Here is a 22,800-nt window from a genome sequence, read left to right as displayed (position 1 = left end):
AAGCCGCATAATGCGGCTTTTTTACTTTTAGAAAAGAATATTGAACTTAGTATTCAAGGCTGTAGTTCAGTGTAAACGTGCGGCCTCGACCTTTGTAATCATACGCCGCCGCATCGTAGTGAGCGGCGTACAAAATCTGTGCACGTTGACCCCAAGCCGTGGTGTAATCTTCATCAAACAGGTTTTGAATACCAAAGCCAAGCTGACCGACTGGCAAATTCACATTGCCCAGTAGATCAAACGTGGTGTAACCATCAAGCTTGTTGTTAGCATCATCTTCGTAATCAAACATGGTTTGGCTTTGTAGACGCACTGAATAATCATCCTGATAGTAAGCCGCCCACGCGTTCGCTTTTGATGTGCTTGCTTTACCTGCGCTTAAGTCTTCCCACTTCCCGTTGGTTTTCAGCTCAGACACGACATAATGACCAGAAGCACCCAATAGGATGTCGCTGCTTACCCAATAATTGATGTTTGCTTCTGCGCCGTACACACGTTGCTCATCATCGACGTTGGTGATTAGAAGCGTCTTTTTATCGTACTTGATGGAGTTGTCCGACACCGAGTAGTAACCCGCCGCTTGCAGTGCGACGGTATCGGTATCTAAGCGATAACCAATTTCGTAGCTGTCCGTTTTAATGCCCGACATTTTTGAATCGGCTACGTTAATGCTGTCTTTGAGTGCGTAGTGCCCGTTGGCATCAACGGCCTCGTAGCTGCCTTGACCGTAGTATTTCGCTGGGTCTGCTAATTCAAAACCTTGTGAGAAGTTCGCCCACAATTGAGATTCATCATTCAACTGATAAATTGTCCCAACATTAAACAAACTCACCGAGTAATCAGTACTGCCACCCGGCACTGCATCGGCAGACACACCTTTGCCCAAAGCAATGTTCTTCTGCACGCTGTATGCGACAAAATCATCAATCTTGTTGTCCATATATTGATAACGGTATCCCGCCTGCACAGACCAATCTTGATTGATTTGGTAATCACCCTGCACAAACATCGCGTAAGAGGTTACGTCTACACCAGGATAACGCCCCACTTCCGCATACGTTCGGTTAATTAGGTTACCTGAGTTGTCAGCGATGGTTTTGTCGAACAAAGCTTGGTTGCTATCGAATCGATCCAGGTATGCATCCACACCGTAAACGGCACTGAATGCACCCCAACTTTTCGCCAGCGCTAAACGCCCCGCAAACACTTCGGTTTCTTGTTGTGAAGAGCTTTGGTAATACGGTGTAAAGGTTTGATCTTCGCTGCGGTAAGACAATTCACCAATCAATTGATGACCGAATACGTTGTCGTGTGCGTAGTTTGCACTTAAAAGTACACGCTCTGTACCATGCTCACGATCGGAATCGAACCCTTTTCGCACATCAACAAATTTGCTATTAACAATGTACAAGCCGTATGGCGAATCTTGCTGGCTGTCATAGTATTGCGCGACAAGGTTTAACTTGCTGGCATCGGAGATTTGGATCTCTGCCGACCCCATAACATCAAGCGTTGAGTTGTATTGCAGAGAACCTTGAGAAATGTCTGGCGTGACAATGTCACCATTTCCGTCAAATGCACCTTGTGTCTCGGAATACACCACTGAGCCACGTGCTTTTACGATGTCATTTCCACCAGCAACGGATTGTGCGACTTTGTAGTCAAAATCATCGCTGCTGTTGAAGCCTGACGTACCGCCGACAAAAGATTCAAACGCCAATTCATCTGAGTACGCTTTTTTAGTGATGATGTTAATGACACCACCCGTCGCACCAGCCCCATAAATGGAGGTCGCGCCTGACAGCACTTCAATTCGTTCGATGTTGAACGGGTCAATCGCATCCAATTGACGACTGATAGGACGAGAAGATTGCAGAGAAACGCCATCAATCATGACCAGCATGGCTCTGCCACGCAGATTTTGGCCGTAGTTTGTCCGGCCGCCAGTGCCAACATCTAAAGAAGGGATCGTGGCAGAAAGAATATCACCCAGAGTTTTACCTGCTCGGTATTGTTGAGCAATTTCTTCTTGCCCTACAAACCAAACCGTACCGGGAATATCAGAGATGGATTTTGGCATGACGCTGCCAACCACGACTAATTGTTCATCTGCTGCGTTTTGAGACGCCAGTTGCTGAGCTTGTTCTGCAGCCAATGCTTGCGCTGCATATCCACTGCTCATCGCTAATACGATGAGGTTTAAAGAGAACTTCCTATTTGTCATTGTATTTATCTTTTTGTTGTAGCCAAAGAATCGACAATGATACTTATTATCAATAACAAATCGAGCACTGTTACATAGGTTAACGAATTGTTAACTATTGCTCTTTTGCATGATTAACTGACGGTTTTTTGCAGCTCTCGGGCAGTCCTCGCAGAGCTTTCTTCCTTCACACTTGTACACCAAGCAGCAGCTTTTTCTGACCAATTTGAGCGGTTGCTCGTGAGGCACACCATGCAAAGCATCGATATGACGCTCATCCAGCCCCAGAGCACTAAGCCACAAGCTAGCGTGCTCTTTAATGATGGCATCGGTCAGTTGAGGGAAATGTTGCTGTAACCTTAACAAGCACGCCAAAATACCGTCTGACATCAACTGATGAGTAAACCCCGGACGAATGCGAATCCACTCGTTCATCTGTTCTTGATAAAAATCGAACAAAGCTCGAATTTGACGCCCTGCCTGCGCAATCAATATTGTGTGACTACCTTGAATATGTTCCTGATCCGCAAAGCGAAATCCTCTTACAAAGCAGGGCTGTAAGTACTGCGCCATATTGCGTAAATTCGGGAGCGATTGAAAACCGTAGATAGAGACAAGCGCAACGTAGATTGGCTGCCAACAGAGCAAATCCCATGTTCTTGTGAGCCAATACGCCCTTCCGGCCTCTGGGTACGTTTCAGAAAGTTGACGATACAACTCTTGAACGATGGGATTGATATCATTATCGATATGAATGGCATTCGACTCAATGCGACCAATATCGCCATGTAAATAAGGAGTGATGGTTTGCGATGTTTGAAAGAGTTGCGGGAAGAATGGCTCGGACATGATTGCGTGCGGTTACGGTTTGAGATCTGCCCCCTTTATACTTAACCATGAATCGCAATGCAAACTATTATCTTTTGTATTTGTGCATTTTATATACCGTTGACCAGCGCTCCAAGTCAGTATCCATTTCGTTGCTCAACCACTTGAGTAAAACGACACACTATAAAATTCAACAAATGATTAAATCGTCAGCAGGTTTTGAGGTATTTCGATTTAAAAATGCCACAGCATAAAAACACGTTGGTAAAAGGTCTGTAACAGTTCGCTCTGATAGCGTGAGTTATTGCCAATAATTGAATATTGCTGTTTCTTATCCAGCGGAATGTGAACAACATGAAGTATTTTCCATCTGAATATCGGGACAATATAACTAGGTAATTTGGCTATATAGCCCTCTGTTTTGAATAAGGAAATCCACATGTTGTATCTTGAGTTTCTATTTTTGCTCGTGATGCTGTATATCGGCTCACGCTATGGTGGTATCGGCCTCGGGGTCGTATCTGGTATTGGTTTGGTGATTGAAGTCTTTATCTTTAAGATGCCGCCAACCTCCCCTCCTGTCACCGTTATGTTGATCATCCTAGCGGTTGTAACATGTGCATCGATTCTTGAAGCCGCAGGCGGTTTGAAATACATGCTTCAAGTTGCCGAACGTGTGCTTCGTAAAAACCCAAAACGCGTCACCCTGATCGCTCCTTTTGTGACTTACTTTATGACTTTCTTGCTCGGTACAGGTCACGCGGTTTACTCCATTATGCCAATCATTGGCGACGTTGCATTGAAAAACGGCATTCGTCCTGAGCGTCCAATGGCGGCGGCTTCTGTCGCTTCTCAAATCGCAATCACAGCCTCACCAATTTCAGCGGCCGTGGTTTACTACTTAGCGCAACTCTCTGATATTCAGCACGAGATCACTCTGCTTTCTATTTTGCTCGTTACGGTTCCAGCAACACTATTCGGTACGTTGCTAATGTCACTTTACAGCATCAAACGCGGTAAAGAACTGGAAGACGACGAAGAATACCAAGAGCGTTTGAAAGATCCTGTGTGGCGTGAAAAGATCCTCAACACAACTGCAACGTCTCTTGACGAAGTGCTACCAACAAGTGCTCGCAACTCTGTGTTGCTGTTCATCGCTTCTATCTTGGTTATCGTCGTTATCGCGATGTGGCCAGACATTCGTACCATTGTGGATGGCGCGAAGCCAATTAGCATGGCCGTTGTCATTCAAATGATGATGCTCTGCTTCGGCGGTATCATTCTTCTTGCAACCAAAACTGACCCGCGTGACGTGCCAAACGGTGTGGTCTTCAAATCGGGTATGGTGGCGGCAATTGCTATCTTCGGTATCGCATGGATGTCTGATACTTACTTCCAATACGCAATGCCTCAATTCAAATCTGGCATTGTAGAGATGGTAACGAACTACCCTTGGACGTTCGCGCTTGCGTTGTTCATTGTATCGGTTGTGGTGAACTCTCAAGCAGCAACAGCTCGTATGATGCTGCCTGTTGGTCTTGGCTTGGGTCTAGATCCCGCACTGCTTATCGGCCTAATGCCAGCGGTGTACGGTTACTTCTTTATTCCTAACTACCCTTCTGATATCGCGACAGTGAACTTCGATACATCAGGTACAACTAAGATTGGTAAGTGGTACTTCAACCATTCATTTATGTCGGTAGGTTTGATTGGTGTGATCGGCGCGTGTTGCTTAGGTTACGTACTAGGACAAATCATCATTCCTTCATAAACAACCTGTAAAGTAAGATTGGAAGGCGAGTCATTGTACGCATAAGTACAGCCTGAATGGCTCGCCTTTTCTTTGTCTAGTCTGATGCTTACAGCAAGAAATCATCATCAATCGCGACGAAATTATCAGCACAATCAATCAAGGTTTGCGAGGTTAACCTTGGTACACCATAGACGGTGACCTTCTTGTTGTAGCGCTGCTGAATACGTTCCACCAGCAAACTGAAGTCGCCATCACCAGAAACCAAAATCACGCGGTCAACATCAGGCGCAATCTCAATCGCATCGAGCGTGATACCGACATCCCAATCCCCTTTGGCGCTGCCATCTCGACGCTGAATGTAAGGCTTCAACATCACCTCAAATCCCACACCTCTTAGAATGTGATGAAACTGGCGTTGCTTCGGATCGTTACTGGCAATGGCATAAGCTTTTGCGCTTACTACTTCCTTTTCTTGTGTCGCGACATACCAAAACTGGTTGTAGTCAAAGTTACTGCGATACGCTTCGCGACAAGTGTAATAAACGTTTTGAACGTCAACGAGAATGGCGATTTTTTCTTTGTGGTCTGATTGCATGGTGATCTCATACCGATAATTTGCCGCCTACCCTAAGCCAGATCGCTCAAAAGCACAATGAGCCAATTCCACTAAACTTAACGTATAAACGGAAAATCGCGTTTTTAGGAGTGAGTCATGGGTGGAAAGTTATTGGTGATACTGCTTTTGTGCGTCTTTGCCTCGACGGCACTCGGCTATCCTGCGCACACTCAATACTGGCCGCATCGCAGTGTTCTGTATTTCGCGCCTGAAAATGATGATTACGTAAAACAGTTCTTGCTTGAAGCATTGATGCACGAGTGCGAGTTAGTTGATAGAGATGTCGTCACACTGGTGATCACAGAAGATGGCTACACCGTGCCAAGCTGGCTTAAAGAAGAGTTTGATTTAAAGATACTCGCAGAGATCTACAGCGTGAAAAAAGGCGAACACACTGCAATTTTACTCGGTAAAGATGGCTTAGAAAAGTACCGCTGGGGGGCAGAAACCGACTGGCAATACATTAACGATTTGATTGACCAAATGCCGATGCGAAAACAAGAGATGCAGAGGCAACGTAGCCCCTGCGAAATCTGAAGCACTTGAGGAAATGAAGACTCGTGAAGAAACAGGATTCTTCGTTACTTTCCGAACCACGCCAACTTATTATGCAGCTGCGTAACGCTCCCCACCACTATCAATGCAGGGCTTACTGCTTGCTCTGCCATGTTAGATAGTTCATTTAGTTTACCTTGGAACACACGTTGCTCTGGTCGCGTCCCATTTTCGATGATTGCGCATGACATTTCTGGGTCTAAGCCGTGCGTGATGAGCTTGTCCATAATGTGACTGCTTTGCTTCAACCCCATGTAGAACACAAGCGTGTTGTTTGATTGCGCTAACGAGTGCCATTCAATTTCGCGACCGTCTTTTTGCACGTGACCCGTGATGAATTGAACGCTTTGCGCATGATCACGGTGCGTTAATGGAATACCTGCGTAAGCCGTCGCGCCAGCCGCAGCGGTGATCCCTGGCACCACTTCGTATTGAATACCGTATTCTGCAAGCTCTTCCAACTCTTCACCGCCGCGTCCAAAGATAAATGAATCTCCACCTTTTAGGCGCACAACGCGTTTCCCTTCTTGCGCTTTTTCCACCAAAATTTGGTTGATCTGATCTTGCGGTACGCAGTGAAAATCGAGCTTTTTCCCGACATAAATCATCTCTGCGGATGCCTGTGCTAACTCTAGAATCTCTTTCGATACCAAACGGTCATACACTACAACTTCAGCCGCTTGAATCGCTTTCAAACCTTTGACCGTCAGTAAATCCGGATCGCCAGGCCCAGCACCAACAAGAGAAACAAAGCCGCTGTTTAAAGATGAGTTCGCAGTAGTCATATCAACGCCTATCGGAAAATTTGGATATAAAGAGTAACACTCACTTAATTGGCTTAGGGTTCAAACTACCCCAAGGAGTTATTACTTTTTATAGCCAAATCAATACAATACCTATCGAAAGTTAAATGAGTTGAATAGCCCTACCCACCAAAGATAGGGCCAAATAAAGCGGTTTATTTTGCGATTGCAGGTTCCGCAATAACGTCCTCTTCAACACTTAGAGAAGGCGCTGTTTTCGCATGAGTTAGGTACAGTGGCAGACAAGTCATGACAAGACCACCGATGATGTTACCTAGAATGGTTGGGATTAAGTTGAAGTTCAACCAAGTCGCGATACCAAAGTCCGCACCTAGAATCATACCTAGTGGGAACAGGAACATGTTTACCACAGTGTGCTCAAATACGAGTGCGAAGAAGATGAAGATTGGGAACCACATCATTGCAACGCGACCGGATACTGAACGCGCAGTCATGTTGCCAATCACGCCTAGACACACCATTAGGTTACAGAAGATGCCGCGTACGAAACACGTGATCCATCCGTCCATACCCATGTTTTCAAAACCAAGGCTACGCGCGGTAGAAACAGCGACAAACTTCTTCGCTACCGCGTTGAGTTCTAGAGAAAAGTTACCGGTTAGAGAGATCGCCACAAGGTAAGCCACAATCAGAGAACCAATCAGGTTACCCAAACCTACCAGCCCCCAGCAACGGAAAATGCGCCCCCAAGTGATGCCCGGACGGTTTGCAAACTTCGCCAAAGGCGCAAGACCAAATACACCTGTAACTAGGTCGTACCCCATCACACTAAGAATCACAAAACCAACAGGGAAAACAAGTGCGCCCACAAGGCCAATTCCCGTTTGCACCATCGCCGTAATCGCGACCACTACCGCTAACGACAAAATAATGCCCGCCATCGTGCCACGAAGCAGAAGGTCGCGCGTGCTTGTATTGGTTTTTGCTTCACCAACGTTGATCATGGTTTGCACGAATTCAGCAGGTTTAAAGTCTGTAGACATGAATGTGTCCTTATTCAAAATTGAAAGTTAAAAGTTGAAGATTGAATAGAGAAAGGCTTCCCGCTGACATCCACTGCTGTCGACATCATCTCGCTTCCCTGTCCCCCGAAAATGATGCTTGGAAAGCCTTTGTCTATTGAATCTATGAAACGGATACTAAAAGGCGAAGAAACATCCCTCCTCCGTGGAGGAGGGCTTAAGCTTACGCTTGAATCTCGACTTCGCCGTTTGTCACGCGCGCTTTGTACGCTTTCACGTTAAAACGCTCGTCTTCCATACAAGCACCTGTTGTCAGGTTAAAGCGTTGCTTTTTAAGCGGGCTCGCCACCCAAAGCTCTCCTTGATGCTCACAAATCAAACCGCGAGAAAGCACGTTCGATTGGAAGAACGGGTCGGTGTTGCTGATAGCTAACACTTCTTCCGCTTCTGTTGGGCGAAATACCGCAACTTGCTGACCATTAACCAAAGCACAAACGCCTGTGCCCGGTACGATGTCGCTGATTTGGCAAATCTTTTCAAATGACATGTTCAACCTTCCCTTATGCTTCAGTGATCGCTACGTGTAGGATGTCGCCTTTCGCTTCAGGATGTTTCTCCGTGAAGGTCGCTGGGCGGTGCTGTTCACGCTCTTGAACAAACACAACGTTGTCATCGCGCTTGTCAGAGTTGATGAAGTGTGCGAAACGAGTCAATTGTGATTCGTCATTGATGGTTGCCGTCCACTCACACTCGTACTCGTCTACAAGCTTCGCTACGTCTGCTTCTAATTGAGCGTTGATGCCAAGTTTGTCTTCAACAATCACTGCGCGTAGGTAGTCAACACCACCTTCCATGTTTTCCATCCAAACTGATGTGCGTTGCAGTGGCGCAGCAGTACGGATGTAGAACATCATGAAGCGGTCGATGTACTTGATTAGCGTTTCTTTATCTAGGTCGCTGGCTAGTAGGTCTGCGTGACGAGGTTTCATGCCGCCGTTACCACAAACGTACATATTCCAACCTGCGTCAGTCGCGATGATGCCAAGGTCTTTACCTTGTGCTTCCGCACACTCACGAGTACAGCCAGAAACACCGAACTTCATCTTATGAGGCGTACGAATGCCTTTGTAACGGTTCTCGATGTAAGAACCTAGGCCAACAGAATCTTGAACGCCGTAACGACACCAAGTTGAGCCAACACATGTCTTCGCCATACGAAGTGCTTTTGCGTACGCTTGACCTGTTTCGAAACCAGCGTCGATAAGCTTGCGCCAGATCTCTGGAAGATCGTCTTTTTGAGCACCAAACAGACCAATACGCTGAGCGCCGGTGACTTTGGTGTACAGGTTGTATTCAGCAGCAACGTTCGCTAGCGCACCCAGTGCTTGAGGCGTTACTTCACCACCCGCCATACGTGGGATAACAGAGTAAGTACCGTCTTTTTGGATGTTACCTAGGAAGTTATCGTTTGTGTCGTGCAGCTTAACCAGTTGTGGCTTAAGGATGTGCTCACCCCAGCAAGAAGCTAAGATAGAGCCTGCCAGTGGTTTACAAACTTCACAGCCGTAACCTTTACCGTATTTCTCTAGAAGCTCATCAAACGTTTTGATCTCTTCAATACGGATTAGATGGAACAACTCTTGGCGTGAGTATGCAAAGTGCTCACATACGTCATTCTTCACTTCGATACCAGATTTAGCAAGCTCTGCGTTTAGGACAGAGGTCACTAGAGGAATACAACCACCACAGCCTGTACCTGCACCAGTCACTGCTTTGATGTCACCCAATGTGTGGTGACCATCAGCAACCGCTTGTGCGATCTTGCCTTTGGTTACGTCGAAACATGAACAGATCACTGCGCTTTCTGGTAGGGCATCCGCACCGAGTGCTGGTTTCTCAGCGCCTGCGTGTGCAGGAAGGATCAACGCATCTGGGTGTTCTGGTAGGTCGATTTCGTTCAACATCAGTTGAAGCAGATCGCCGTAGTCAGACGTATCACCCACCAATACTGCACCGAGCAGTTTCTTGTTGTCTTCAGAAACGATAAGACGTTTGTAAACTTCTTGCTCTTCGTTTTGATAAACGTAGCTCTTACAACCTTCAGTGCGACCATTCGCATCACCGATAGAGCCCACTTTCACACCAAGCAGTTTTAGCTTCGCAGACATATCAGCGCCTTCGAATTTGCTTTCTGTGTTACCTAGTAGGTGATCAACCGCAACTGTCGCCATCTTGTAACCAGGAGCAACAAGGCCGTAGAACATTTCATTCCAAGACGCACACTCACCAATCGCGTAGATGTTCTCATCAGAAGTCTGGCAGTGGTCGTTGATAGCAACACCGCCACGAGGGCCAAGTTCTAGCTCCATTTGGCGAGCCAGTTTGTCTTGTGGACGAATACCCGCAGAAAATACGATGAAGTCTGTCTCTAACTCAGTGCCGTCAGCGAAACGCATGACGTTACGAGCATTTTTACCTTCTGCTGCAATCTCTAGCGTGTTTTTGCTGGTATGAACGTTCACGCCCATACGCTCGATTTTTTGACGAAGTTGATTACCACCAGCAAGGTCAAGTTGCTCAGCCATTAGCTTTGGCGCGAACTCAACGACGTGTGTTTCTACACCGAGAGCCTTTAGTGCGCCTGCAGCTTCAAGACCTAGCAGACCGCCACCGATAACCACGCCTGATTTGCTCTTCTTCGCACACGCTTCGATCGCTTTAAGATCTTCGATTGTGCGGTAAACAAAACAGTCTTTGCTTTCATGACCTTTGATAGGCGGAACAAATGGGAATGAGCCAGTAGCAAGAATCAGCTTGTCGTATTGAACTTCACGACCAGTGCTTGAGTAAACGATTCGGTTTTCACGGTTGATGTTAATCGCGCGCTCACCGATCAACATATTGATGCCGTGTTTCTCGTAAAAGCCTTCTTTAACTAGAGACAGTTCGTCTGCTGTGTGGTGAGAAAAGTAAGAGGAAAGGTGCACACGGTCGTATGCGACACGAGGTTCTTCACAGAAAACGGTGATATCCATTTGCGAGACATCCGTTTTCTCGACTAAGTCTTCGATGTAACGGTGCCCTACCATACCGTTACCGATAACTACTAGCTTCAACTTGCTCATTGTACTTCCTAAGGGTTAGGTTCTTATCACTGAGCGCATTGTTAATTGTGAAAGAAAATTAATACATGATGTAAATCAATTACAAATTCAAACTACCCTAAAGGGGTAGTCGGCTCTATTTGCTCTGTTTACCTATAAAATAAGGTAATTTATTAACGAATATTGGTAGTTTTTACAAAGAACTCTTATAAGCAATCAGCTGCCCATGATAAGTTATGGTTATAAAGAAGAATTTTGTACCGAACAGCGTTCGAAGTGTTTGATAGTTTTAGAAAAAATCAAGCCCCACAATAAAAATCTTTTACTAGCTAACGGATTGCATAAAGACTAGAATCAAAAGTAGTTCATATGGAATGAAAACCATGTGATTTATACCGTAATTGACATATAGAGCGCCGTCCCATGTTTATGAGGCGGCATTTTATTTGGGAGTCATAAAATGTCAGAAAACAACTCTATCTATATCTCAAGCTTAGATATGAACAGAATTACCGCCCTGCTGGATAAGATGCCAAACATCGCTGCAGAGCTTGTTGAGCTAGAAGCAGAGCTTGACCGCGCAACAGTTTTAGAACCAGAAGAGATGCCGTCGAATGTGGTCACCATGAACTCAACCGTTGAGTTTAAATTTGCGGGCGAAGAAAGAACCATGACCAAAACATTGGTCTACCCATCGGAGCTAAAAAGCAGCGATGACATTTCGATTTTTGCTCCTGTTGGTAGCGCACTAATCGGTTTGTCTGTGGGCCAAAAGCTCGATTGGCCAATGCCAAACAAACAAGTGAAGACGATTGAAATTGTCGATATCACATACCAACCTGAGCGTTGTGGTGCACTAAACCGCTAATCCTCAGGAGTCCCGGTGCAAAGGACATCGCAAGACTTTGCACCAGGAGAGCTTCTCGAACTTTCTCTTACATCGTCGCTTTTCACTTTCGGCTTCCCTCACGCTGCCTTGCTAGTCTCTTCGCCAGCCTCTCCAACCTGTTCACGTGTGTTACACATTGTCCATCTGATACAGATTTCGGTCTTTTCAATCGAATTCATACGCTTATCGTTCCGTATCACCTAAACACCGCAATCTAAACTGTTCACCTCGATAGTTTGAAATTATTTTTCCCAAATTTTTCAGCCAGTTAACTAACGGATTACTTCTTGCTTAACCCCTCCCGTACGTAACGAGCCCAGCGTCAATGGTGATGACGTGTTAATTGGAGACGCTCCTTGCCGTTATGAGCGTCAATCGGCTCGTATCTTCTGTTTGGAAAAGGAGAAAGTAAGATGGACTTTAATAAACTGGTGATATTGGCTCGAGCATTTTGCTTGGGGCTGATATTGAGTGTGTTCGCCTCGCCGACTTGGGCGGTTCATGATCTGGGCACCTTCGAACTGGAAGGTAATGCAACAGACGACGCCGTTGCGGGGGATGATTGGGAAAATATTTACGATGGTAGCGACAGTGCCAATGTCGATACTGGAATTCTTCCCGATCCGTCACCTATCTCCATATTTACTGGTGGTCGAAAAGATATTCAAGACATATCAGAATGGTCTCACAAAGATGGTTCTGTACCAGATAAAGATGACTTAACCAATGCTTACGCTGCTGCCTACGGCGTCGATAACGGCGGTGGCGGTTCGGATTTGGTCATTTATTTTGGTGCCGACCGTTTTGCGAACGTAGGTGATGCCTTTATGGGTTTCTGGTTCTTCCAAGATGATGTCCAAGCCCTTGATGACGGTTCGTTCTCTGGTCAACACGTTGTGGGCGACGTTTTGGTATTGATTGATTATCCGCAAGGTGCGAATGATGAACCTTACGCCGCATTGGTAACTTGGGATCCAACCTGTTCAAAAGCGGACAGTAATGACCCTGCCCCTGGCGATTGTGCAGCCAAAAACTTACGCCTACAAGCGGAAACCAGTGGTGCAAACCCTGCTGACTGTTCTGCTGTCAATGATGGTGACTTTGGTTGTGCAACCACCAACAAAGGTGAAACACCAATCCCATCACCTTGGCCATACACTGCAAAAAACGGCACAATGAACGCTTTCCCATACGAAAGCTTCTATGAAGGTGGTGTAAACCTCACTCAACTGCTTGGCGGAATCGACGGCACAGCGTCTTGTTTCAGCAGCTTCATGGCTGAAACCCGTTCGTCTGCTTCATTCACCGCATCTTTGAAAGACTTCGTTTTAGGTCAATTCCAGTTATGTGGTATGGAACTTGTGAAAACATGTCCAACTGGTGCGTTATCACCAAGTGGTGACTCAATCATCTACAACTACGAGATCAAAGTAACCAATACTGGCTTTGGTGCACTTTACGACCTTTATGTTGAAGATATTACCGCTGGCGATTCATTCACTGCTGACGTTCTTGCCGCTGGCGAAACTGCAACATTTACTGGTTCCTTTGTTTCGCTCATCAACGGTGTAGAAAATGAGGCTACGGCGAGCGCAGCCATCAAAGATGGTGGCGAACCTGTGCTTACTAAGTCTGACACAGATAGCTGTCCTCCACTTACTCCAGTGGGCGCATTGAGTATCACTAAAGACTGTACAACCTACGTTGAAGAAAACGCATCTGGCGCGTACGGATTAAGAGTGAACTACGAAGGTAAAGTATGTAACGACAGTAAAGTGAAACTTAACGATGTGAAAATTACTGAAATGCATGACGGTATGACAGTCGTTAAAGATGTCGGTACTTTAAATCCTGAAAGTTGTATGAATTACGATGGCACCTACATCCCTGCTCCGGGTAGTGATGTTTCTGGTGGTCCGGTTGTTGCACATGATGTAAGAACCTTCAAAGACACCGTCGTTGCAGAAGGTGTTAACGCCATTACAGGTGTCACTGTCGATACAGGCATGCCTGTAGAGGCAAGCTGTCCACTATGTCCTGCACCGTAAGCAAGACAAACCCGATAGCAGCAATCCACAGTAAACAATAACGAAAAAGCCACCTTAAACATAAGGTGGCTTTGCTTTGTTATTTGTTCTTACCTTTGCCAGGTGAAGACCCGCCAGAATCAGGAGATGATTGCAGCGCCACAGTCACCATTGCCGTCGACGTAACATTACCGCTGGTGATCGTATAGCTAAAGCTGTCTTGATTCTTGAATCGCTTCGCTGGCGTGTATTGGATACTCCCATCAGAAAGTAGCTTCACCGTTCCTTTACTCGGTGCGCTCATTGCTGAGATCTCGACAGACACACCATCAGCAATGATGTCATTACCCAACACATTAATGCTTACCGTTGAAACTTTGCTCATCTGAACGTTATCGTCAACCGCCACTACATCACCACTGCCCGTTTGCTGCTCAGCAACGGCATACGTTGCTTGTGTCGCCACGTTGTAAGCCTCATCTTTCGTGTTTACCACATTAAACGTCACAGGGTAGTCACCAGAGGTTGCACTTAGAGCAGAAGTCACCGCGATGGTAGCTACACTAGACTCGCCAGACACAAGGGAAATAGATTGAGAGCTCGCTTGCCAACCACTCTCTAGTTGAGCAGACACATCAAAACGAATCGTGCCACAAACGTCATTCGCCGTGTTTGTTACCGTCAGTTGATATTCAACCGTGTCACCAGCGTTAACTTGTGTATCAGACGTCGCTTTCACAGACACACTTGGCGCAGACATCTCGCAAACGCTTGGAGTTACCGAACCACCAAACGATACGTTCACACCAGCAAAACCATTGGCTGCATTCGCAAGATTAATCGTGAGACCAGAAACTGGATCGGTGAAACTGTCACCCACTGGTAACGCGGTGTCTTTCCAATCCTTTCGGCCATAAACTTGGCTGTAATCCGAGTTTGGCTTCATGTGCAGAATGTAACTTTCTTCCGCGCCTTCTTCGACTAAACGAACAATCACACCGTCCGTCACATCACCACGAAACAGCATATAAGAGCGGTCATCTAAAAACTGGTCATAACCCATCGCTTGACGATATTCGACATAGAACCACTCCTTCAAGCCACTATTAGGGTTCACACCGCGAGGTATTTTTAACGCGATGTTTTGTGTTATGTCTTGGGTTTCGTACTCTGCGATTTCATACAAACCATCTTGAGTTGCCGTAAGAATGTTTGGTGATTCCGCATCATTCAACCATCCCATACGTTCTTTGTAGTACGTATTGATGTAACCCATATCAGGAGTACCCATAACATCGTACGAGTCGCCGTATTCAATTACGCTACAGTTGTTCGATACCGACGCATCGCCACAATCCAACGCCTTAGCGTGGCTCAAACCAAGGTTGTGCCCGAATTCATGTGCAATCACTCTTGCTGACAGCGTGCCATCTATGTATGCACGACTCGGGAACGTTTTCCCTGTTGTTGCAGAACCACCACCAGCACAACCTGATTGCGTCATGATGTAAATGATGCGCTGATAATCCTCAAGCACTACGCCATCAGCACGCGCCATTTTATCCGCTTCCGCTTGAACCGAAGGATAATCACACACCTGATTCGATACAGACAATGTGTACCAACCTGCAACTTGACCACTTAGCCATGTCTTGCCGTAGGAGTTTTCTTGGTAAAAATCGTTAACTTCACCAAATACTAACGCGTGCGCCTCTTCTGACGTGATCGGTCGATCGTTAGGATTCTCTTTGAAATTTAATAGCATCACCAACGTATCTTGCTGGCCTATTGAACTGCCTGCGGCTTTGGCGTACTGGATATTTTGTAGAAATAGAAATAAGACGAGTAAGAAAAAGATCCCTTTATTTAGGGCGTGCTTATTCATGCGGAGTTTATCAATCACTGCTTCACCTGAAATAATTATAATAATTATCCTTCCCACCGAGTTAACGATAAGAATATATAGGATTAGATAGAGGTTAAAATTTAGAAAAAATAGAGCCAGAGCTTATTCCATGAATAATCTCAATTTTCTATACATAATGTATTTATTCTTCTAAAACATCACCAACATCAATAAATGAGGCAGCATCATAACAAAGCAAAAGGTTAAAATTCAACCAACCACATCACCAAATTACGTTAATTCTTTGTAAGAGCCAAAGAGTTTCAATCACATCAAACAGTTAAACATCGATCATTTTTCGCTCAAAAATTGAGAATATTCAATCGTATCAATAATGAACCGATTGCACCCATAAAAAGAAAAACTTCTATGAATCAATTAAATACATGTCGAAAATAGAAAATGAGCGCAAAACTGTTCTCACTCAACTGCTATTAGTTTTTTTACTGACCACATTTCAAAGCCTTACCTTTAGAAAACAACAAAGAACAACAATTAACAAACAAAATAAAAACATTAATTACATTACACACCAAGTGTAAACTTTATATTTAAGATTGCATTTATATGAACATAATAGATATAAAATGATTATAATAATAAAATCACTCGAAAAAATATAGCAGCTTCACTCTACTATTCAATTCCTACCTGTGAATAAAAAATTGAACAAGATAAATAGTTTTATTCTGTAGAAAAAATGGAAATACACTTTGAATATGATAATGATGTGGCAAACAGAATGGTGATAATTAATTGTAGCCAGAACAAGAGGGGAAAATGATTTGCGGGCACTAGAAACGAGAAAAGCCAGTCATAAGAGACTGGCTTTCGAAATAATGGAGGCGCGTCCCGGAGTCGAACCGAGGTCCACGGATTTGCAATCCGCTGCATAGCCACTCTGCCAACGCGCCTTACCTGATTGTTTTCTCATTGACATGAGAACGATGCTTTAAAACTGAATCTGAAATCCATACATCGTTTTGATGGTGCCCCGGGCCGGACTTGAACCGGCACAGCGCGAACGCCGAGGGATTTTAAATCCCTTGTGTCTACCAATTCCACCACCAGGGCAACGCAAATCTTTGCGATGGTAACACCATCTCTCATCGGCCTGTGCCGTGAGAACGAGGCGTACTTTAACGGATTAATTTATCTGGTCAACAATAAATTTTATCTTTTTGATTCAGATGCTTAAAAAGCAATCCCAACAGCATAAATCACACGCAATTAGTGCAACTATCATTCAAATCGATTCCTCACAATCTTGTTCGAATCCCCTTCCCCCAGTCTCTACATTGACTTTGTTAGGCACAAAAAACCACAGCAAGACACATGACTTTCTCACTCGCTGTCAACAAAGTGTCCACCTGTTAACTCGAACACTACCCAAGTGGCACGTTTTTCTTTCCCTCCATAACCAACTGATATCCCGTTTAATTCCTAGGAATGGCCTCCTAGACCGTTTCCCAACAAGTTAACACTCTGTTCACACAAAGTGTTTTTGAAACAGTTTTAGAAAACACAAAATATTTAAAAATCAATGCAATAGGTGTTGGTTTGTTTTTTGCTCTCTAGTGGGCACCGACAAGTGCTCCACCATACAAGTTTCAGAACACACTTTGTGGAGCAATTGTCATGGGACAGGGGGCACAGCAGTTCGTGTGTTCAATGATGCCGGAGTCCAGTGTTGGCATCATTGGATACTTACATCGCCCTTTTATCAACTTTCAATGAGAAAAGAAGGTAGATGATGGAACATTTAATATTTCACCCACATAAAACGCTGTTCAGCGCCATGTTACTAGGTGCAGCAGCGCTTTATGGGCCAACAGCCTTAGCTCAAGATCCAGGCATACAAAGCGTTTGTATGGAGGATCAATATGGAAAGAGTTTGAACTGTACAGCAAATGACATAAACATTGCTGAAGCTTCAAACATCAAAATAATTGAAATCGATGGTCAGCCAGTTGATCCAGACACCACAGTCTGTGTCGCAGGTAAGGATGTTACCTTTGAAGCTGATTTTAATGTCGTCTCAACCGCAAGTGATCGTTACGACATCGGTTTATATTTCCAAAGAAATGGGGCTCCAGACGCGCTTAACGGAAGTTGTAATATCTACACGTTAAGCGATGAGCACTCAACCAACGCATCGAACACAGATGGCGACTCTTGTTGGGACGTAGAACAAGCTGCAGTAGTTGTTCACTCAACAACTATCACCACACTTTGTCAGGACTCTGACGGTGACGGGCAACTCAACCTGCCAAACTGTGTAAGCTGGCGACAACCTGGTAAAAATGAAGTTTGTGAGGATGGTAATGATGCCTACCCTGGCGCTCCATCAAAATGTAATTGTGATGATGATTACAACATCCCAATCTTTATTCAGCCAGATCCACCTGTATCAACTAAGTCTGTTAATAAAACAACCGGCTCAGAACCTGGTGACGAGTTTATCTATACGATTAAAATCGTTCCAGCTGACAGTACAGGCAATAGTGTCTTCGTAACAAAAATTGAAGATGAAGTGTCTTCTAGTACTGATTCTGATTCACAAACCTTCTTGCTAAATAGTGTAGGTGGCGGTAATGAAATTGGCATAACAAAAGGTCACTACACTCTCATGTCTAGTGGCTTAGCGAATGCTTGTGAAAATCTCGTACTACCTTATGAGATCCCACCAGAAGCCGTTGGTTTAGAATGTACATTCAAAATAGCGATTAGTGATGACGACTTACCAAACATTCCTACTGCGGAATCGTTTGAAAACTATGTTCGTTCTACTATCGTCGATGAATATGGTGAACCTGTTGGGGATAACACTTGTACCGTCGCGAGTACCGCTGGTACGCCAAATCCTAACTGTAGTAATGAGGTCGTCGTGACACTCACAAATGTACCGCCGGTAATTTCCGTTACTAAATCCGCTAACCCAACAACTGTTGTAGAGAGTCTTGCTGGTGAACCTGTCGAATACACTGTGGTAATTACCAACAATTCTTCTGTTGACGCGGTAGAGATCACTTCTATAACGGATGATCAGTACAATATTGCTGCTGAAGCGGCGACATGTCTGGGAGCAGTACTCGGAACTGGTGGATCATGTCAATTCAGCTACACACGAAATGTTACTGGTAATGTGGGTGATCCTGCATTTGTAAACACGGTAACTGCAAAGGCTTATGACAACGAAAACGACTCCGATGAAGACTCTGGTCAAGCGAGTGTGTCCTTTAGTAACAGCCCTGGTGCTATTGATTTGGTAAAAACTCCTAATGCTTTAGACGAGCCACCATATTCGGTAACAGAGTCTGGTGACAATGTAAACTTCACGTTTACTATTACCAATACATCCCCAGTGGACAGTATCACTCTTACAGAAATGACGGATGACAAACTTGGTGTATTGTTCGACTCAGTAAGCTATCAAGGCGATTGTGACTTCTATGGTGATGTCTTAGCTCCTGGAGATACTCGATTCTGTACTGTTAGTTCCTTCCTATCGGGTGAGCCAGATGCACCGCATATGAACACCGCTCAAGTAACTGGTGAGACAGATGACGCGGTTCCTGAAATAGTCACAGACACCGATAACGGTAAAGTAGCATTTATCAATGAACCTGCTGACATTAACTTGAGCTTCGCTCTGTCACTAACATTGAACCTCAACATTGCCAATGCTTCTAGTTATGAGGCGGTCAACTTAAATGCGCTTAGTGTTGCGGGTACACCGATTGCGGCTGGTCAAGGTAATACACATTACATGATTACCGCAAGTGACTGTCCGGTTGCGTTCCCATTCTCTATTGCAGCGAATGGCAACATGAACTGTACATTTAGTGTTGATTTATTAACACCTGATGCTTCGGTAGATAATTTGTTTAGATCTGCTGGTTCAGGTGGTTTATTGCTAATCTCAGTAGCCGATGAAGATGGCGGACCTGCTGTAGAGCCAGTGATTTCAGTCAACGCACAAGCGATATTGGCACCTTAACCTTTAGGTAGCCACACGAAGATCTTGAATTATCTTTGTATAAAAGGGGCAATGGTATCACCCACTGCCCCTTTTCATTTGATTGGACTTTACTTACAACAGAACTATTTTCGGCCCTTTCCTTTACTTGAATCGTTGCCAGAAGAGCTCGCCATACTAATATACACAGATGCTGTCGAAGTAAGGTAGCCATCGCTGATGGTGTAACTAAAGCTATCGCTACCTTTAAAGCTTTTCGCTGGCGTATATATTAACTGGCCATTTGACGTAATTTGTACTGAACCTTTCGAACCTTGAGTCACAGATGTTATCGTCAATCTATCTCCTTCAGGATCGCTATCATTTGCAAGTACATTAATGCTCACTGAATCTTTTGAGGTCACTTCCACTCGATCAGTTTGAGCAGTTGGCGCAGTGTTCACCGGAACTGGAACTGGAGCTGAGATGCTGAAACTCACTCTTTTGCTAACACTTAGACTTGAATCCGACAAGTGCTGAGCCGTAATAGCAATATCATATGTACCCTCTGTTGCTTCAGTGCTTGACGTTATGTTCATTGTGAGCGATTGAGTTTCACTTGGGTTCAAAGTAATAGCCCCACTATTGGCGCTCCACCCACTTGGTACACTCGCCGCTAGGGTAAATGTACTCGCGTCACAAGTAGCACTGTCTTGGTTAGTCAGTGTCGCTGTGTAACTCGCTGTGCTGCCTGCTTCAAGCTCATCAGTTTGACTTGCCGATAACACCAACAATGGCGTTCCACGTAAGCAGGCTTCCACTGGCGTTTCGATGACATAATTTTCTGTCGCCTTCGTGAAGTAGTTCGTATCAGCGCTGTTTGTTACATTAAATAGTATTGAATAATTACCATCCGTCGCAGCAACATCAGAAGTCACATCAATTAACACACTTTCACTAGCACCAGGATCTAAATTTAGCGTAGACGAGGTTGCAGTCCACCCACTTGGTACCAAAGCGTCAACTTCAAATTCTGACGCATCACAACCTGCCGCATCATTGTTAGTGACCGTAACGTTATAGCCAAGTGTGCTACCCGATTCCGCTTCAACATTTTGACTAGGAGAAACGGTAACAACAGGATCACTCTTGTTGCATACTGGCTGAGTAAAGCTGATATGAACACTTGCTCCAGTATTATCTGCCCATTCTGTAGTCATCGTGATTCCAGCATCGGCATCTGTATAGGTTGAACCGACAGCCAATGTAGAATCGTTCCAGTCCATAACTTGGCTTGCTGGTGTTAAATCGATGATTTGGCTGCTATTCATATCAGACTCAGTACCCAAGCGCATCGTTACACCCGATGTTAGAGATGGATAGCTCTCAAGGTAGCTGTCAAAACCTGTCGGCTGACGATACTCCAAGTAGTACCATAGCTTTTTTCCAGTCGAATCAACGCCACGCTGAACTTTTATTGCCTTTGCTTCGCTTTCGGGAGCTAATTCATAAGGCTCTAATATGTAGCTACCATCGGAACTGACTTCAATAATTTTGCCTGCGACTGACGATGACTCCGTAGAAAACCACCCAAGACTGTCTTTATTGAAAGCATTGAAATGTCCGGTAAAACCAGGCGCTCCCATGATCTCTAGGCTGTCGCCGTATTCAATCGTGTAACAATCCCCACTAATCACATCGACACCACATTCAAGCTTTTTAGCATGATGTAATCCGAGGTTGTGACCAAGTTCGTGAGCGACAGTCCTTAGTGTCAAAGAACCATTTACCCAAGTTCTCGATGGTGTCCCCCCCACTGTACCTTTTCCTGTCCACCCACAATCTGCAATCTTAGGAAAAACAAAAACGACTCGGCTGTAACTATCGATATCTACATTTTTAGTTGCAGCAACATCTTTACTTGCAGTGTAAATCTGCGCAGTATCGCAAACTGAGTTAATAGGCAACGTGTAATAACCTAGAACATCTCCAGCAAACCACGTCTGATTATTTGAATTTTCTTTATAAAAATCATTCACCGAGCCAAACACTAGATCGGTTACTTCTTCAACAGTCCATGGTTCTTGTACATCGTCCTGAAAATTCACTAGCATCACGAGAGTCGATTGTTCACCTAAAGTATTGGACAAAGTGAAAGATGAGGTGCTCGTCGATGCACTACCTGTGCTGCCATCAGCCAAAACAAGTAGACTTTGTTGTGATTCTTCCAGAACTAGCGCACTTTGATTATCAAACTTCCAACCACGCGCACGTACTTTTACACCCGACTGAATCGCGTTGATTGGTGATTGAGAAGAACCGTGAACCTCAATAAAGCCCTCTGAGGTGTTTAGTACGTGTCGAAGACGGCTCTTGCTGTGATCTTCATAATCTTCGTAGAAGACTTCCAGTTCGCCTTCTAGCGTTTGCTCCTGCTCTAGCAAAGCTTGTACTTTTTCAGGCATACCTTTGCGAGCTTTTGCAGTCAGAGCAACCTGCGCTACCGCGCTAGGATCTGACTGAAACAGCTCGGAAAGCAATGCTTGACGACCGTGAGCAAGAGAAATCATTTGCTCTAAATAGTGATGTTTGTTTTTCGCCGATGCACCGCGATAATCAGCCATCGCTTGCTTTAATGCGCTGGTATTATCTTGAGCCTGTTGGCGTTTTCCCTTAGCAGTAGGTGAAACCAGTTTTTCTTGTTGAATCACATGTCCATGTGGGATGTCTTGCGACTGCGCGGTCGCGTTGAATGTCAGAGATAAGAGGCCGATAAGAGCCGTTGTTGATAGTTTAAATGTATTGGAAGTAACAATATTAAAATGGGTATTAAACATACTTAATTTCTTATGTATTTTTATCTTTGGTTCTTAATTTTTGCGCAGCAGAAGTCCGCAATCATGTCGATCGCTTGACGATTAGGAAGCGCAAATAACTAGCCTAAACGTATGAATTTCCATTCATTTCTAAAAGCTATAAACGTTAAAGGTAAGCAATAGATGCTAGAATTAGAACCCCAAAGACATCTAATAGTTAGTCAATAAGATGCCGTGCCTTTTAACAAAAATTAAAAAGCAAAACTCTAAAATAGTCATTTATTATTTAGGTTAAACTTGCATTAGTAACACAAGACAAATTATTTATTTGTATGCAATAAATTTACCCCTCTTTCCTA

14 protein-coding genes and 2 tRNA genes are annotated in these 22,800 nt (G+C 44.7%); 5 read left to right on the top strand and 11 right to left on the bottom strand.

Annotation, left to right across the window (positions count from 1 at the left end):
• Positions 1–46: 46 nt before the first annotated feature.
• Positions 47–2,224, bottom strand: a complete 2,178-nt coding sequence (locus BIW15_RS10920) for a TonB-dependent receptor (RefSeq protein ID WP_077280999.1) — start codon at positions 2,222–2,224, stop codon at positions 47–49.
• 90 nt (positions 2,225–2,314) lie between these two features.
• The gene (locus BIW15_RS10915) at positions 2,315–3,052 is read right to left on the bottom strand and encodes a siderophore ferric iron reductase (RefSeq protein ID WP_077280998.1); all 738 of its coding nucleotides are present in this window, start codon (positions 3,050–3,052) and stop codon (positions 2,315–2,317) included.
• A 418-nt stretch (positions 3,053–3,470) separates the two neighbouring features.
• On the opposite strand from BIW15_RS10915, the gene BIW15_RS10905 reads away from it, so the two are divergent.
• A complete protein-coding gene (locus BIW15_RS10905; RefSeq protein ID WP_005460955.1) occupies positions 3,471–4,802 on the top strand; it encodes an anaerobic C4-dicarboxylate transporter in 1,332 nt (443 codons plus the stop codon).
• Between the two features lie 88 nt (positions 4,803–4,890).
• Here BIW15_RS10905 and BIW15_RS10900 read toward each other — a convergent pair whose 3' ends face one another.
• On the bottom strand, positions 4,891–5,379 hold the full coding sequence (locus tag BIW15_RS10900; RefSeq protein WP_005480252.1) for an NYN domain-containing protein: 489 nt from the start codon (positions 5,377–5,379) through the stop codon (positions 4,891–4,893).
• A gap of 117 nt (positions 5,380–5,496) precedes the next feature.
• Between BIW15_RS10900 and BIW15_RS10895 the strand changes: the two genes are divergently transcribed.
• On the top strand, positions 5,497–5,937 hold the full coding sequence (locus BIW15_RS10895; RefSeq protein ID WP_005480278.1) for a DUF4174 domain-containing protein: 441 nt from the start codon (positions 5,497–5,499) through the stop codon (positions 5,935–5,937).
• Between the two features lie 44 nt (positions 5,938–5,981).
• On the opposite strand, the gene cobA is transcribed toward BIW15_RS10895, so the two are convergent.
• The 4 genes from cobA to nirB all read right to left on the bottom strand — a co-directional run bounded on the left by cobA (position 5,982) and on the right by nirB (position 10,866).
• The gene (gene cobA, locus BIW15_RS10890) at positions 5,982–6,740 is read right to left on the bottom strand and encodes a uroporphyrinogen-III C-methyltransferase (protein ID WP_025627285.1); all 759 of its coding nucleotides are present in this window, start codon (positions 6,738–6,740) and stop codon (positions 5,982–5,984) included.
• Between the two features lie 173 nt (positions 6,741–6,913).
• On the bottom strand, positions 6,914–7,762 hold the full coding sequence (locus BIW15_RS10885) for a formate/nitrite transporter family protein (RefSeq protein WP_015313275.1): 849 nt from the start codon (positions 7,760–7,762) through the stop codon (positions 6,914–6,916).
• Positions 7,763–7,964: 202 nt separating this feature from the next.
• On the bottom strand, positions 7,965–8,288 hold the full coding sequence (gene nirD / locus BIW15_RS10880; protein WP_005460996.1) for a nitrite reductase small subunit NirD: 324 nt from the start codon (positions 8,286–8,288) through the stop codon (positions 7,965–7,967).
• A 13-nt stretch (positions 8,289–8,301) separates the two neighbouring features.
• The gene (gene nirB, locus BIW15_RS10875) at positions 8,302–10,866 is read right to left on the bottom strand and encodes a nitrite reductase large subunit NirB (RefSeq protein WP_025502003.1); all 2,565 of its coding nucleotides are present in this window, start codon (positions 10,864–10,866) and stop codon (positions 8,302–8,304) included.
• Between the two features lie 439 nt (positions 10,867–11,305).
• Between nirB and rnk the strand changes: the two genes are divergently transcribed.
• On the top strand, positions 11,306–11,713 hold the full coding sequence (rnk, locus tag BIW15_RS10870) for a nucleoside diphosphate kinase regulator (protein WP_005480352.1): 408 nt from the start codon (positions 11,306–11,308) through the stop codon (positions 11,711–11,713).
• A gap of 434 nt (positions 11,714–12,147) precedes the next feature.
• Positions 12,148–13,782: a hypothetical protein gene (locus BIW15_RS10855; RefSeq protein WP_015313276.1), complete on the top strand. Its 1,635-nt coding sequence runs from the start codon at positions 12,148–12,150 to the stop codon at positions 13,780–13,782.
• A gap of 79 nt (positions 13,783–13,861) precedes the next feature.
• On the opposite strand, the gene BIW15_RS10850 is transcribed toward BIW15_RS10855, so the two are convergent.
• The 3 genes from BIW15_RS10850 to BIW15_RS10840 form a co-directional block, all read right to left on the bottom strand.
• On the bottom strand, positions 13,862–15,664 hold the full coding sequence (locus tag BIW15_RS10850) for an Ig-like domain-containing protein (RefSeq protein WP_179115270.1): 1,803 nt from the start codon (positions 15,662–15,664) through the stop codon (positions 13,862–13,864).
• Positions 15,665–16,507: 843 nt separating this feature from the next.
• Positions 16,508–16,581: transfer RNA gene (locus tag BIW15_RS10845), tRNA-Cys, on the bottom strand.
• Between the two features lie 73 nt (positions 16,582–16,654).
• Positions 16,655–16,741 (bottom strand) — tRNA-Leu (locus tag BIW15_RS10840).
• A 676-nt stretch (positions 16,742–17,417) separates the two neighbouring features.
• On the opposite strand from BIW15_RS10840, the gene BIW15_RS10835 reads away from it, so the two are divergent.
• Entirely contained in the window at positions 17,418–19,667 is a 2,250-nt protein-coding gene (locus tag BIW15_RS10835; RefSeq protein ID WP_017447501.1) for a hypothetical protein, read from the top strand.
• A gap of 104 nt (positions 19,668–19,771) precedes the next feature.
• Here BIW15_RS10835 and BIW15_RS10830 read toward each other — a convergent pair whose 3' ends face one another.
• Positions 19,772–22,462, bottom strand: a complete 2,691-nt coding sequence (locus BIW15_RS10830) for an Ig-like domain-containing protein (protein ID WP_077280995.1) — start codon at positions 22,460–22,462, stop codon at positions 19,772–19,774.
• Positions 22,463–22,800 lie beyond the last annotated feature (338 nt).

The sequence above is a fragment of the Vibrio sp. SALL6 genome, from assembly GCF_002002385.1.
In the GTDB taxonomy this organism is placed as follows: Bacteria; Pseudomonadota; Gammaproteobacteria; order Enterobacterales; family Vibrionaceae; genus Vibrio; species Vibrio parahaemolyticus.
This window is presented reverse-complemented; position numbering and strand designations above follow the sequence as displayed.

What these genes read in the sequence shown, in the direction of transcription:
- BIW15_RS10920 (WP_077280999.1), bottom strand. Translation starts at nt 2,224, where the DNA reads ATGACAAATAGGAAGTTCTCTTTAAACCTCATCGTATTAGCGATGAGC.
- BIW15_RS10915 (WP_077280998.1), bottom strand. Translation starts at nt 3,052, where the DNA reads ATGTCCGAGCCATTCTTCCCGCAACTCTTTCAAACATCGCAAACCATC.
- BIW15_RS10905 (WP_005460955.1), top strand. Translation starts at nt 3,471, where the DNA reads ATGTTGTATCTTGAGTTTCTATTTTTGCTCGTGATGCTGTATATCGGC.
- BIW15_RS10900 (WP_005480252.1), bottom strand. Translation starts at nt 5,379, where the DNA reads ATGCAATCAGACCACAAAGAAAAAATCGCCATTCTCGTTGACGTTCAA.
- BIW15_RS10895 (WP_005480278.1), top strand. Translation starts at nt 5,497, where the DNA reads ATGGGTGGAAAGTTATTGGTGATACTGCTTTTGTGCGTCTTTGCCTCG.
- cobA (WP_025627285.1), bottom strand. Translation starts at nt 6,740, where the DNA reads ATGACTACTGCGAACTCATCTTTAAACAGCGGCTTTGTTTCTCTTGTT.
- BIW15_RS10885 (WP_015313275.1), bottom strand. Translation starts at nt 7,762, where the DNA reads ATGTCTACAGACTTTAAACCTGCTGAATTCGTGCAAACCATGATCAAC.
- nirD (WP_005460996.1), bottom strand. Translation starts at nt 8,288, where the DNA reads ATGTCATTTGAAAAGATTTGCCAAATCAGCGACATCGTACCGGGCACA.
- nirB (WP_025502003.1), bottom strand. Translation starts at nt 10,866, where the DNA reads ATGAGCAAGTTGAAGCTAGTAGTTATCGGTAACGGTATGGTAGGGCAC.
- rnk (WP_005480352.1), top strand. Translation starts at nt 11,306, where the DNA reads ATGTCAGAAAACAACTCTATCTATATCTCAAGCTTAGATATGAACAGA.
- BIW15_RS10855 (WP_015313276.1), top strand. Translation starts at nt 12,148, where the DNA reads ATGGACTTTAATAAACTGGTGATATTGGCTCGAGCATTTTGCTTGGGG.
- BIW15_RS10835 (WP_017447501.1), top strand. Translation starts at nt 17,418, where the DNA reads ATGATGGAACATTTAATATTTCACCCACATAAAACGCTGTTCAGCGCC.
- BIW15_RS10830 (WP_077280995.1), bottom strand. Translation starts at nt 22,462, where the DNA reads ATGTTTAATACCCATTTTAATATTGTTACTTCCAATACATTTAAACTA.